General features: G+C 46.2%; 14 protein-coding genes and 1 pseudogene. 8 read left to right on the forward strand and 7 right to left on the reverse strand.

Features of this window, described 5'->3' with window-relative positions; all coding sequences use genetic code 11:
• Positions 1-100 precede the first annotated feature (100 nt).
• The gene (locus PSTEL_RS02560; RefSeq protein WP_038693284.1) at positions 101-622 is read right to left on the reverse strand and encodes a DUF3231 family protein; all 522 of its coding nucleotides are present in this window, start codon (positions 620-622) and stop codon (positions 101-103) included.
• Between the two features lie 497 nt (positions 623-1119).
• On the opposite strand from PSTEL_RS02560, the gene bcbE reads away from it, so the two are divergent.
• A complete protein-coding gene (bcbE, locus tag PSTEL_RS02570; RefSeq protein WP_084064610.1) occupies positions 1120-2346 on the forward strand; it encodes a bacillibactin exporter BcbE in 1227 nt (408 codons plus the stop codon).
• 202 nt (positions 2347-2548) lie between these two features.
• On the opposite strand, the gene PSTEL_RS02575 is transcribed toward bcbE, so the two are convergent.
• Both PSTEL_RS02575 and PSTEL_RS02580 read right to left on the reverse strand, forming a co-directional pair.
• Positions 2549-2926 carry an integrase core domain-containing protein gene (locus PSTEL_RS02575; protein WP_084064613.1) on the reverse strand — a complete coding sequence of 126 codons (378 nt, stop codon included), beginning with the start codon at positions 2924-2926 and terminating at the stop codon, positions 2549-2551.
• A gap of 937 nt (positions 2927-3863) precedes the next feature.
• On the reverse strand, positions 3864-4457 hold the full coding sequence (locus tag PSTEL_RS02580; protein ID WP_038693286.1) for a hydrolase: 594 nt from the start codon (positions 4455-4457) through the stop codon (positions 3864-3866).
• A gap of 139 nt (positions 4458-4596) precedes the next feature.
• Here PSTEL_RS02580 and PSTEL_RS02585 point away from each other — a divergent pair, with 139 nt between their 5' ends.
• The 3 genes and pseudogenes from PSTEL_RS02585 (at position 4597) to PSTEL_RS02590 (ending at position 6060) form a co-directional block, all read left to right on the forward strand.
• On the forward strand, positions 4597-5481 hold the full coding sequence (locus PSTEL_RS02585) for a TetR/AcrR family transcriptional regulator (RefSeq protein WP_038693288.1): 885 nt from the start codon (positions 4597-4599) through the stop codon (positions 5479-5481).
• A 21-nt stretch (positions 5482-5502) separates the two neighbouring features.
• A pseudogene (locus PSTEL_RS28875) lies at positions 5503-5810 on the forward strand (DDE-type integrase/transposase/recombinase); the annotation flags it as partial.
• A gap of 31 nt (positions 5811-5841) precedes the next feature.
• Entirely contained in the window at positions 5842-6060 is a 219-nt protein-coding gene (locus PSTEL_RS02590; protein ID WP_052098143.1) for a YolD-like family protein, read from the forward strand.
• 477 nt (positions 6061-6537) lie between these two features.
• Here PSTEL_RS02590 and PSTEL_RS02595 read toward each other — a convergent pair whose 3' ends face one another.
• Both PSTEL_RS02595 and PSTEL_RS02600 read right to left on the reverse strand, forming a co-directional pair.
• Positions 6538-7056, reverse strand: coding sequence for a dihydrofolate reductase family protein (locus PSTEL_RS02595; RefSeq protein ID WP_038693289.1), 519 nt, complete (start codon positions 7054-7056; stop codon positions 6538-6540).
• Complete coding sequence (locus PSTEL_RS02600; protein ID WP_038693291.1) at positions 7053-7943, reverse strand: alpha/beta fold hydrolase; 891 nt, start codon at positions 7941-7943, stop codon at positions 7053-7055. The genes PSTEL_RS02595 and PSTEL_RS02600 overlap by 4 nt, the downstream gene beginning before the upstream one ends.
• 127 nt (positions 7944-8070) lie before the next feature.
• Here PSTEL_RS02600 and PSTEL_RS02605 point away from each other — a divergent pair, with 127 nt between their 5' ends.
• The 4 genes from PSTEL_RS02605 (at position 8071) to PSTEL_RS02615 (ending at position 10686) form a co-directional block, all read left to right on the forward strand.
• Positions 8071-8433 carry a winged helix-turn-helix transcriptional regulator gene (locus PSTEL_RS02605; protein ID WP_038693293.1) on the forward strand — a complete coding sequence of 121 codons (363 nt, stop codon included), beginning with the start codon at positions 8071-8073 and terminating at the stop codon, positions 8431-8433.
• 137 nt (positions 8434-8570) lie between these two features.
• Positions 8571-8840, forward strand: coding sequence for a nucleotidyl cyclase domain-containing protein (locus PSTEL_RS02610; protein WP_038693295.1), 270 nt, complete (start codon positions 8571-8573; stop codon positions 8838-8840).
• A gap of 31 nt (positions 8841-8871) precedes the next feature.
• Positions 8872-9012 carry a hypothetical protein gene (locus PSTEL_RS27345; RefSeq protein ID WP_156995756.1) on the forward strand — a complete coding sequence of 47 codons (141 nt, stop codon included), beginning with the start codon at positions 8872-8874 and terminating at the stop codon, positions 9010-9012.
• Positions 9013-9060: 48 nt separating this feature from the next.
• The gene (locus PSTEL_RS02615) at positions 9061-10686 is read left to right on the forward strand and encodes an alkaline phosphatase family protein (RefSeq protein ID WP_245625057.1); all 1626 of its coding nucleotides are present in this window, start codon (positions 9061-9063) and stop codon (positions 10684-10686) included.
• 11 nt (positions 10687-10697) lie between these two features.
• Here the strand turns inward: PSTEL_RS02615 and PSTEL_RS25965 are convergent, their stop codons facing one another.
• Positions 10698-11930, reverse strand: a complete 1233-nt coding sequence (locus tag PSTEL_RS25965) for an alpha/beta hydrolase (protein ID WP_052098144.1) — start codon at positions 11928-11930, stop codon at positions 10698-10700.
• Positions 11931-12596: 666 nt separating this feature from the next.
• The gene (locus PSTEL_RS02625) at positions 12597-13004 is read right to left on the reverse strand and encodes a YhjD family protein (RefSeq protein WP_052098145.1); all 408 of its coding nucleotides are present in this window, start codon (positions 13002-13004) and stop codon (positions 12597-12599) included.
• Positions 13005-13306 lie beyond the last annotated feature (302 nt).

A 13306-nucleotide genomic window follows, 5' to 3' on the forward strand; every position in this document is an offset into this window, starting at 1 on the left:
TAAATTAGCTTATTCTGATAAAGGGATTTGTAGGACAACCAAAAAGAAGAAGACCCGAGAATAATGATTGCGGGTCTTCTTCTTAAGAGATAAGAACGATTTACGCATTAATGGGCTCAGGTCTTTTATCCAGAAGCGGCGGGGGAATTAACCAGCCCTTTTTCTTGTTTAAATGCAGAATTTTAAGACCAATGGCTGCTCTGGTAAGGTGATACTTGGCAAATAAGGCCCCGACATCTTCCCTAATCGATTGTCCCATAGCCTGGCTGCATGCAACCAGACCCACAGCATTATCAGCAGCAAGTTTGGCAGCTATTTCTTGATCTGTGAAGCGTGCCCCTACAGGAATATCCTCAAGCTTCGCCTCGGGGCGATTCGGCAATACCGGTGCAGATGCAATACCTTGTTCTCCCAGCAGTGCGTCACACTCACTGATTTCGAGCTCCGCTTGATCAATCATAGTTCCTAATACTTTTTTGAGATCAGTGTCGCCGGCATGATTCAAATAAGCGCGGTAACACGATAGGGCTCCCTTGGCTATCATCGATGCTTCCCAGACACTAAAGATTTCTCCATAATGCATCGGTTCTTCTTTGGGATTGCCACCTAAAATCCCTGTCATTAAATAAGCCCTCCTTTAAAGTTAATTTTGAACAAGAATTAGCATGTCCATTAAGAAGGCGGATATTGCATTGGTTTTACATCATTATGAAATCAATTTTTGGCATGGTTACACTTAGGGATAAAAGGTGACGGATTTTCTTATGATAAATGAATGTTGTTAAGAGTATTGGAGGAATCAAATGTTCATCAATATCATAATGGGATGGTTATTTCCTTGGATGATTGCTTTCGCATTCAATGAAATTGGGTACCATATGAAATGGTGGAGTGTAACTCCTACTGAAGCAGGAATAATTTCATTTATTCCATATAATCTGGGGATATTTCCGGTTATTAGTTGTTTGTTGATTTACGTACGAAAGAAAGTTTCATTAAATCCGATGTTTCTTATCTTTATATTTAGCATCATAAAAACATTGATGGAGTCATGGTGCATAAATCCAACCTTATTAACCAACAATAAGCGAATGTGAATATAAAAAAGGTGGTTCTTCCATGAAAGGTACAAAGGGCGCTTTAATTGCTCTTGCTTCCATCCCACTAATCATGACACTTGGAAATTCCATGCTGTTGCCTGTTCTGCCGCAGATCTCTAAAGAACTTGGCATCAATGCTTTTCAAGTCAGTATGATAATCACGGTTTATGGTCTTATAGCCATCTTAATGATTCCAATTGCCGGATATTTATCCGACCGCTTTGGACGAAAAATTGTTATTTTACCCAGTCTTATTCTTGCTGCCTTGGGCGGAGCAGTTTGTGTTGCAGCAGCCTGGTTTTTAACCGGAGAAAATGCATATTGGGTCATACTAGGGGGACGTTTTCTTCAGGGGATTGGAGCCGCAGGCGCATTCCCGATCGTACTTCCTTTCGTTGGAGATTTGTTTAAGGATGAGAAACAGGTTAGCAAAGGATTGGGAATCATTGAGACCGCCAATACCTTTGGTAAAGTGTTAAGTCCCATCCTGGGAGCATATCTGGGTACATTGTTGTGGTATGCTCCCTTTATTGCGATTCCAGTCCTTTGCTTAATTTCCTTTATGCTAGTTATGTTCTTCGTTAAAAAACCAAAAACAGGGGAACAGTCGGAAAAAAAGAGCATTGGGCAATTTTTAACCGAAATAAAAGAAATCTTGCACGAGAAGGGCCACTGGCTGTATGCGATATTTACGATTGGCGGAATATGTATGTTTGCAACTTTCGGAGTGTTGTTCTATTTATCCGAGATACTTGAAGCGAAGTATAACCTCCATGGAGCCACAAAGGGTTTTGTGTTGGCAATCCCGCTTGCGCTCTTGTGTCTGGCTTCTTACGGGAGCGGAAAAATTATTGGCAAAAACAAGCCACTAATGAAATGGCTGGGGTTCGGTGGAATTGCTGTTCTTACGGCAGCGATGCTCATTACTGGTTTTAGTAACAATATTTATTTTATAGTAGGATTCTTATCCTTAAGCGGCATTGGTATTGGAGCGGCATTGCCTTGTATGGATGCGTTAATCACGGAGGGGCTTGAAAAAGACAATCGGGGAACAATCACTTCCCTATTTAGCAGTATGAGGTTTATTGGAGTTGCATTGGGGCCGGCGATCGTTTCGCTCCTGATGAACCGTGGACATTGGGTTTTATTCGGCACAATGGCAGGGGTAGGTGTAATCGGTGTACTGCTGTCCTTATTCGCGGTAACTCCCAGCAAGGGGAAGACAATCAGAAGAAAAGTAACCTAAGAGTGAAAAAAGAAAGTTTAATCCGCCGGCGTGTGCGCTAATTCTATAATTTGAGAGGTATGATCCGTGTAGGTCGAAACACTCCAATTAAATGATACTTTTGGAAAGGTTCTGGACGATAAAAACGGTTAAACACCCGAATTATTGAGTCATGCTCACTTAACGTACGGCGGGCTTAGAATTACTCTGAATTGCTCAAACTTTATTCCTTAATGCCTTGCCGTGCAGCAACAGCTTTACGAAAATGCTCAGGAGCAAGATCATAAAGGCTGCCGTGCATCCGACGCTCATTGTAGAATGAAATATAAGACGTAACCGTGCTGCACGCTTCTTGGTAACTTGAGAACTCATTTCGTCTCAGACACTCAGTCTTCAGCAAGCTGTGAAACGACTCGATGTGCGCATTCTTGTTCGGCGTCTTGGGCAGAATACGTTCATGAACCGTTTCGTGTGTTAGACAGGCCTGTTCGAAGAAATGGCTAATAAACTGCGGACCATTATCCGTTCGAATAACCGGTCTCATAACCTGCTGTTTGAATCCGATCATAAACCTTCTTTGTTGCATAAAAATCCCCTCCATAAGCTCTGCATCTAGCTTACACTGTTAAGTGGACTAGACTCAATCCAATTTCGGGGCGTAGGCTGCTGCAGACGGTGAATTTCCACTTTTCGATACCACGTCATCCATACCTTTAGTTGAGTCACATTTCGGATGCCTAACTGCTCCATGATCTCCCGCACCGGAACTCCAGCTAATCTCATTTCAATGGCTTTCATCTTAATTTCTACTGGATAGCTAACTCGTGTTGCCAACGCAAAAACACCTCCAAGGTTATCTCCATATCTTACGACATGGTTTCATTCTCTTGAAGGTGCTTTGATTTGTCTCACGTTATTGGGTCAGTTCCGGGGGCCCCCTCCTACTCAATACGAAAATTAATATTCAAATCTCCGATAATATCTTCTGATTTCAAGGGGATGCTTAAGCTGGTCTTCGAAATGGGCCGCAATTCGTTCATACACCGCGCTTGTCACAAGCGCAGAGAACAATCCTCTGAATCTCTCATCGGTTCCGGCAAGCTTATAGTCTGTGGTATCAAAGACCGTCACATTTCCGCAGACTTTCCGCAAGTGAGCCAGGAGGAGACGGAAAACGGGTACAAAATCGAATATCGGCATTACAGGGGGACAGACATTTTACGAAGCTGAGGGAGGAGTCATTTTCCTTTTTATTGCAAGTAGATGAAGATGGTTACCCCAAAACGTTGGTTCAACACGATTACAATTATGTTTTTGTTTTTGGATCACTCTATATCTTCACTATAATAGGCGCGACCGAGATACAACACCCCGTAGCAGGTTTTTGGCAATCTTCATGATTTCGCTCTATGCCGTATCAAAATTGACGCGAGTTTTTTTGGTAATAGGTGATAAAGAGTAGAAAGGAGAGAGGGCTGTGACAGGTTAGGAGCAAGTTGCCTGTCACAGCCTTTCTTAATGGATTTTTATCGCTCCCATTATATAGATGCCGGATAAGATTGAAGCGCAGCGCAAGCAAGAATGTCCTCGGTCGAGCGGATTCTGCCAATACGCGGGAAGATGGCCTTAATTACGTGTTCATGTTCCTCCTCGCTGAATCCGGTCATGGCATCTGTCGCAAAAACTACCTGATACCCATGGGCGAAAGCTTCACGCGCAGTGGTATCTACGCCGATACCAGAAGCAATGCCGCAAAGCACGATCGTCGTGATGCCCCGCCGGCGCAGCTGCAGATCCAAGTCCGTTCCGTAAAATGCTCCCCATTGGCGCTTGGTAATTAAATGATCGGTGTCAGTGACTCCGATCTCGGGCACAATTTCATCCCATCCAGGCACCAGATTGAAGGTTGGGGGGGCCTGATCCAGCAACGGACGAGGCATGTCTTTGAAGTCTTTCGTGGATACGCGAACAAGCCCAACGAATGCGCCTGCCTCACGGAATGCTTGAACCATAGTGGCGGCGCGGGTGACGACTTTCTCTGCCGAGTGGGGGGCATACTGGGTTCCAAGCCACTTTTGCAAGTCGATTACGATTAATGCCGTCTTAGAAAATTGAAACAAAAGTTCTTCCAAGATCAATCACACTCCAACTAAAAAATTGAGTTTGCTTCGGTTTGACCTACAGTTCGCTATTTTGAATTATGGGTCAATTGACTATATGTTCATAATTTTGTACTATGAGTTTTAAATTGTCAAGTGGAGGATACGTAAGATGAGTGTAACCAAACAGGATATCATTCGTTCGGCTTCTAAGATGTTTAAAGAAAAAGGGTTTCTGGCGACCTCGATTCAGGAAATTGCTCAGGACTGTTCCATTGCAAAGGGTTCAGTGTACAAATATTTTCCGTCCAAAGAGGACTTATTGTGCGCGGTTTTCGACGAGTGCCAGACGATTTATTTTGATCGGGCTGAGCACCTGAAACAAACCGAGACGGGTACTCCCAAGGAGCGGCTCGTCAATCAAATCGTATTTCGCTTTCAGTATTTTATTGAATACAGTCACATTATGGTTGACTTCGTAGATCTTCCTATTACGCAGTACGCAACTTTTCGTTCACTAAGGAATCATGTCCGCGCCCGTATGATGGAGTGGCATAGATCTTGGCTGCTTGAAGTTTATGGTGAGAGAATCGAATCGTTTCTCTGGGATCTAGTTTTTATTTACCGTGCGATCCTGAAGGACTATCTGCAGCGCATCATCTTCGAAATGAAGCAGCTGTCGATAGAGGATACAGCATGGTTCATCGTCGATAAAATGGATGCGCTAGTCGAACATATGTCTAGGTCAGGTTCGAAGGGGCTACTTGAACAAAGCGCCTTCACAAAATTTATTCATTCAGATTCAAAGGATTGGAATAACGAGAAAGAAAGAATTATCGAAGAATTGTTCGGCAGAGTGACCGCGCTGCTTGAGGCTTGGCCCGGCGGGCTTGCCCGGCGGAGGGAGCTGCAGGAGATTGTTCAATTGCTGGGGACGGAGATCTTTCAGACTCAGCCCAGGAGATCGCTCATTCAGGCGCTTTGCGCCTACTTGGAACAAGAACAGGAACTGAGAAGTCCAGTCATTCAGTTAAAGCAAATTGTCCTGGAAGAGTGAGGAAGCCTTATATTACATCATGAGAACGTGTTAAATCGTCAATTTAGGCCGTCCGCTCCAAACGAGGCCTGGGTGGCTGACATTACGTATGTTCCAACGAATGAAGGCTGGCTCTATCTGGCAAGTATAATGGATTTGTACAGCCGTAAAATCATTGGGTTGTGCTGAAGAAAGAACTCGTGTACTTGGAAAAATCCACAACACGCGAGCAAGCCAAGAAACGCATTTTTGAATACATTACCTGCTTCTACAATGGAAAACGAATCCATTCAGCGATTGGGTATTTTACATCCAATGAATACGAACGTATGTACCGAGATGCTGTGTGATTTTAAGCGAAAAAGATAAGAGAAGAGCAACATGAAAAAACTTGAAGGCGGACTGTGGAAGAGCAAATTCATTTTGCCAGAGCATCGTGCGCGTATGGAGCAAGAGAAGCATGAAGGTCGGCGTCGGGAGAAGCCGGTTTTTGATCAGCAGCAACTGGAAGAGATCGACCGGGCGCTTATTTACAGCCTGAATGAAGGCGTGCCTGTCACCTTACGGCTGTGGGACCCGTTTGCTGATCGGGTCGCATAGGGCTGTCCTTTTTCTTCTAACAAAACTTCTAACGGCTAATGAATATCAATAGAACCTTAAGCATACTTAGGGGCAAATGAACTCTTATTTTAATTACTTGTGAGACCTAATTATACCTAGTAGAACCCTGCTGGGTCGCACTCGTAATGCGTAGGCCGGGGGTTCAATTCCCTTCACCAGCATCCTGAGAATGTCAATAACGGCGCGGTTTCCGAGGTTTCGGGAACCGCGCCGTTTTGTTGTAAATAGCTCTTTGTCTACCATTCGTCTACCCTGTAATCGACTAATGTGTTTGCGCTTAGAAAGTTATAAGTAGGCCAAGTTTATCAAGCACATTTAAGAAGTATACGAATAAGTGTTGCCTTTAAAATCTGGATACGGTTTTCGGATGAGTTAATCTATTGCATGTTTCTGAACATAATAATGACCCCTCGAAAGGAGCCATGGCGCTGGCTGAAGATAATTCGGCATAAACTTCTAGGAAACCGTTCGATCAATCGCATAGCGCAGTTGAACGACGCCACTGCCGAGAGGTTTGCAGTCCAACAGCTGCACATGCTTAAAACAATAGTTATCTTTGTCGATTAAGAGATTCAATCCTCTACCTTCCAATACAGGTGCCACATTGAAAATCACTTCGTCTACAAGTCCTTGCCCCAGGAATGAATTGTGGATTTCCGTACCACCGCTAATAAGAGCGGACCGATGCCCTTTCTCTTCCAGATAATCCAAGGCTTCCTTTGGCGATCTTACAACCTTTACTCCCGGAATTGCCGTGGCGCTTTTAGAAACTACAACGATATCAATATCGGCAAAGGGCCCTGGTCCACCGCTGCCGCGCATTCCTTCGAAGGTCCGACGCCCGACAATGAAGTTTCCTGCTGATTTGGCGTGAGTAAAGAAGTCGTCCAACGCTTCTTTTTTTGGCGGATTTTGGGGGCCGGATTGTGCATAATTGCCGTTGGCGGTTAAGGTTGCCCATATAACGGATTTCATAGTCTTACTCCTCCTTCTATTCGTTTCGATAGTGTTCGGATAGCTGCCGCCACCCGTTCCGGACGATCTTCTTGAACGTAGTGTGAAGCATCTTCCAGAATCTCGGTTTCGTTCATCGGCAAATATTTTTTCCATTTGGCCATCTGTTCGAGCGGGAAGCCGGCGCTATCTTTCGTCCCCCACAAAATGTATGCGGGCAAATCGGACAAATTAGACAGTTTTGATTCAATGTCGGCGAGCCACTTTCGCGCTTTACGGATATACCTTGGAAAAACCCATGTCGGTATCCTGGACTCCGGAGTCGGGAACGGATCTGTATAAGCTTTGCGCAAACGATTCGTGACTTTCTCCGCATGATATATACCATGAGGGACAATGACTTTGGCGAAAAAATTACGCTGTGTCTGAAGCCAGTACCCGATAGGCCAGCCACCCATGGCGAGCGAGAACAGTTTCATCGGCAATATTTTCGCGGGCCATGCCCAAGTATTCATCACGACGATGCCGCGCAAGTTATCTCGATGCCGTACCGCGTAGTTGAGGCCGATGGGACCTCCCCAATCTTGAACGACTAGAATCAATTCCTTTAGATTCAAATGTTGAATCAGGTCATGAACGGCTTTCGAATGCTCTTGTGGTGTAAACCGGTAGCCGTCAGGCGCCTTCGACATCCCGAATCCGGGGTAGTCTGGAGCGATAAGGCGGAACTCCGCACGAAGCTCCTTAATTACGTTTCGATAAAGATAAGACCAAGTAGGGTTTCCGTGCAGGAGAAGAACCGCTGGCCCTTGCCCTTCATCGACGTAGTGGATACAACCGTCGCGGTATGGCAGCCAGCGATCGGTGAACGGGAACTCCACAGCGTCCAATTCAAACGGTCTATTCAAGAGGACCCCTCCTTTCTAACCAAGGATTCCTTTCCTTGCTTCAAATCTTAAATGATCTGTGGTACATTTGAAAAGTAGTTACATTAAAGTGCAATAGTTTCAAAAAATGAACTATGGAGTGGTCAAAATGATGGATCAATCCTGCCCGGGCACTGTTGAACCTATTCTGGAAATCTTGGATAGCAAATGGATGCTTCTTCTCCTATTTGAACTGTTCAACGGAAATCGACGTTTTGGCGAGTTGCGTCGTAAACTGCAACCGATTAGTCCGAAAACGTTGACCGACCGATTGAGACTGTTAGAGGAAAAAAGAATCGTCACGCGTACACTTTACCCGGGCGTGCCGCTGCATGTCGAATATGACCTTACCGAGAGCGGGAAGGCGCTGCAACCGATTTTTGAAGCGATGTGGACGTGGACTCAGGAGCATGGCGCATGTCTACGGAACAAGACGATCGAGGGGGATCAAGAAGATGAGAGGGTAATGTGAACCTGTGTTTTAAAAATGAAAGGGCCATCCCGCAAAGGATGGCCCTAAAACTTGCTGTTATAGACAGCGCGGATTCTCTGAACTGCAAAGGATTATGCGGCAGCATCTGTTAACGACTTATTTTCAGCCGATTCTGAATGTCATTTTATGATTTTATCGGGCACACCGACCGTGTCTTCGTGTTCGAGCTCCTGGTTCTGATCACCCTGGAATGCAGCTTGTTTGGAGCTGTAAGTATCCGGCGCCTGCTGCTGACTGTTGCTGACGTTCGCGCGGAGATGGGGATTTTTATGAATCCGCTGACAAGTCTCCCGGGCAATCGGATCATCGATGAGGGTTATCCCAATTACATTCAGCTGGAGCAATTCAGTGTGCTGTACATCGATCTGGATTATTTCAAGTCTTAGTGAGATGCTCATGCTCGACTTCGCGGCGAACATGGCGCCGTACTTGGGGGACAACACTCCTACGCAGGCGATGATTCCGGTAAGCGTGGGATTGTCCGCTTTCTTCGGCACTTTCCTGTTCTTCAGCTTCGGCGGTCATTATTTTCTCGTTTTTGACAGCGCTCATGGTTAAACCTAAAGGGTAAAGGGCAAAATAAAACGCCAACAATTATCCCCATTCATGGATTTGAAGGGGATTTTTCATGAAAGCGAGTGGACAAATATGAGAAAAACTGCAGTCATTATGCTGGTCTTTCAGATCATGACCGTGGTTTCCGGCTGCCAAAAACCTAATTCGGAAGAACAGGATCTGCGGCACGTAAAATCAATACAGGACGACAATTCCCCAAAAGTGATCCTTCTAATGGCGGACTCCTTGATGGCCAGTGCCATTGACGAAGGAATCCGGCAGAAGCAGCTTCCTACTTTTCAATTTCTGATTGAACACGGACAGTATTATAAGGATGTCGTTAGTTCTTTTCCTACAATGTCAGTTACGGTCGACAGTTCGCTTCTGACTGGAAAATATGCTGATGTACATGGTGTTCCGGGGCTTATCTGGTATTCTTCCGACAAAAAGAGGATTATCAATTACGGAACTGGACCGATGGAGGTGTTCAGGCAGGACGTCGATACCGTATTGACCGACGCATTAATAAACCTGAACGGAAGCCATCTAAATCGAAAGATTCCAACGATTTATGAAGATTTGGCTCACATTGGCCTGAAATCAGGTTCGATTAACGGATTGGTTTATCGAGGAAAGAACGACCATGTACTGTCGATTCCAGAATGGATACAAGTTCCTACCACTTTGAAACGGGATATTCAGGTGAAAGGTCCGGATTTCTTGGCTTTTGGCGCATTATCCAACCCTCTTGACGGGAAAGTGAATTTGGCTCAAGGATTAACGAATCGGATGGGGATGAACAACGATTTCTCTGTCAAATCGGCTAAGTATTTGATTCAAGCTAACAAATTGCCTGATTTTTTGTTTGTTTATTTGCCGGATCTGGATCGTAAGCTTCATCAAAAGGGTCCCTCGAATCTGGACGGAGTCAAAAAATTGGACGGGCAAGTTAATAATCTACTGCAATCCTTCGGTTCCCCTGAACAAGCTCTAAAAGAGGTCATATTCGTAATTTTGGGAGACAGTGGTATGACACAGCTGCTGCCCGCCGATCAAAATCCAGTGATCGATTTGCCCGTCATGTTTGAAGGGGTCAACATTTTACGTCCTGGTGAAACTGCGACAGATCAGACAGAAATCGTTCTGGCTGTTAACGAAACGATGGGTTATGTGTACAAGCTAAAACCAAATCGTTCGCTACAAAATCTAGCCGATACGTTGAGCAGGGATGAGCGAATCGATTTTATCGCATGGCAAGAAAAAAATTGGATCCATGTCATTCAGGGTGGAACCGCCAAGCGGTTTAAATATAAAGAAAAAGGAAATATGATTGACTGCTACAAACAGTCGTGGACTATCGAGCAGGATTCCGGGGTCCTCGATCTTAAAGTCAATGCTGACGACGGACGTTTGGAGTATGGCGCATATCCAGATGCATTGCAGAGGCTGGCAAGCGCTCTCCACTCGCATCAAGGGGATTTCATGGTCGTTACAGCTAAACCGGGCTACGAATTGGCGGACAGTAGCTCGCCGACGCACAAGGGCGGTGGGGGGCATGGGTCCATTCGGCAAACTGAATCGCTTGTTCCCTTGATTATCACTGGAACCAATCGCAAACCCGAATATTTGCGAATGGTCGATTTGAAATCATACTTGCTGAAGCTATTAACACAATAAACAACCGGGCGCTATAGAATGTTGACCAGCTTGTTCTGCCCGTCAGTTGAAATTCCCGGCTTTAAGGTCAGCTCCAGCGGATTCTTCAGATTCACATAGAGACTGGTGTCGGCGGCCACTTTCCCCTTCTTATCGGATAGCTGGAAGCTGACGGGATAATAATCCCGGGATGTCTCTGACGGTACGGATATTTCATATTGCACGGCCCCATCCTTATCATCCTTCTCCTGCACCTCCCAGGAATCGGGCGCCTTGACCCGGATTTCCCCGGACTTCTCCGCCTTCTGTTCCAGCGTGATGCGGAAGCGGTCGCCCCGGGAGCTGACTAATACCGGACCTTCTTTGATCGTGAGGTCGGGGCTCCAGTGCTTCAGCAGCGTTTTATGTAAAAATTGCGTCATCTCAAACAGAACGTCGGTCCAGTATTTGTCCGTTCCGTGGCCCTCGCCTTCCATCGTGTACAGCTCCGTGTATACACCCTTTGCCTGATGCTGTTTGACCATCTTCAGAGTCTCTCCATAGTCGGCGGTCCGATCCTCGGTTCCATGGATGAACAGAACAGGCGGGTCTTGCGGATCAATTTCATGGGGAGAGGACATGGGGCCATACAGATTTATTACAGCGAAAATATGGCTCTTGTCACGACTCTTCCAAATCCGGTCCCCCGCGTTCATGAAAGTCAGCGTCAGTTCCCCACCGGCTGACTCGCCGCTGACCGCGATTTTCCCCGGGTCTATGCCGTATTCCGCGCCATTCTGTTCAATCCAATCATAGAGACTGCCCATATCGTCAATGGCATCGTTGACCGCTCCGGTCCAATCCTCGTTGGCATTGTCGCGCAGCCGGTAATCGGCAGAAATCACCACGTAGCCCATCTTGGCGAACACATCGGCGAACTTGGCCATATCGCTCTTGCTGCCGTAGCTGAAGCTGCCCCCATGCGCCATAAGCAGCACCGGTCTGGCTTTCAATGAATCCTGGGCAGGTTCATATAGATCCAGCAGGAGCTTTTCCATGCTTCCTTTCGCATTAGGTTTATTCGCGTATACGATATTTTCATGCTTTTCCACCTGTGTAAATGCGGGATACAAATAGCGGTTTGGGTCCAAATCGGCTTGCGCCTGCGAGCTTGCCTGCGGCTCCTGCTCCTTGTTGGCATTCGGACGGAGGCTGCAGCCAGGCATCAGTATTAGCAGACAGGCCAGAATCAAACCGAACTTGATGATCGCCTTTTGGGTTGGCATAGTCACTTCTCCTTCATTCTTACGTGATATTCTTGCATCTCCGCTAGCGTACTGTCCCGCTAACCGGAGGCTGGAAGGCACAGGCTCAGGGAACATGATCCGCCAGACATTGAGTGCAAACGATTGCAATTCAGTGTAAGTGAATACAAAGAAATTCAAAATTTGTGCTGTAATCCTGAAAATGCCGCTCTCCGTAGAGTTCGCCTTCCCATCCTGAATTCCTCTAACGGACAAAATATTGATACATGGATGTGCTGTGCTGGTAAGGGAAACAATGTAAAGACATCAGTTTCCCTCCAGGTCTGCCCGTCCACGGGCAGAGGGATTTCATCAATCTTTTATCTGCTCTTCATGCAAATTTAAGCTTGACCCCTTATAGTAAGGACATACCCCCTTACGACATATATATTGGCCCTGCCGGATAACGGCGGGGCACTTTTTTTGAGGGAAAGTCCGGTCCCTCGGAATAACTTTCGTTATTTCTTTAGATTTGAGCGGCCATTATTCAAGAAACAGAAGCTTCCGGCTAAAATTTAATGATTTTTTCAGGTTGCGATCAGGTTTTTTTCAGGTTCGGGGGGTATATTAGAGATACCAAACACCCCCCAGTGTTTTGTGTATATATAGTTCAAGGCTCTGCCGACTCCCACGGCAGAGCCGCTTTTTTTAATGGGAATGCCGAACGCCAAGCTGATACTGATCTTCATAGCTCTGGTAGGCCGAGATGTCGAGGCCCAGATATTTGCGCATATGTATGGCGGCCTGCGCAGCAATGATGTCGTTAAGCAGCAGCATGGTTTCATGAAAGCCGTGGCAGACATATTTGGCTTCAATGCCGTCCGGTCTCCGCCGCTGCTCGTAGATTTTGACCCCGCGCCGTCTCATTTCGCTCCGTACATCCCGCAGATCGCAGGTTGCGAGGCGGGCGGCGGCCTGCAGCATGTCCAGATAGGGAGCGGGCGTCCGGAGGTGGGTTGCGATCAGTTGGGCATCCCTTTCGAAGGCCGACAGAATCAGCGGCAGCATCACGCAGGACTTGACGAGCATATGGTCTTCGCGCTGAGATCTGTACATGCGGACATCACCTCGGAATAATGGGAACATATATTCGTATTTTACCTCCAACTCACAAAAATAATCAATGGAATTTCTAAACATGTCTGCGAATTGTGATATAATTCACAACCTTATAATCGCACATGAGCTATATTAAATTCAGGTAATTAAAATTAAAAATATTAGTTAAGGAAAGAGGAATTATCATGAGAATGGAAAGCAGTTTCCTCCGCGGCTTGATGTTTGGCGTTGTGTTCAGTGTTCCGCTGTGGATGTCTCTGATTGGCTGGCTGCGCGTGCTGTGACCGTTCTTGTTTAAT

Origin of the sequence: Paenibacillus stellifer (assembly GCF_000758685.1) — a bacterium.
Lineage (GTDB): Bacteria > Bacillota > Bacilli > Paenibacillales > Paenibacillaceae > Paenibacillus_AQ > Paenibacillus_AQ stellifer.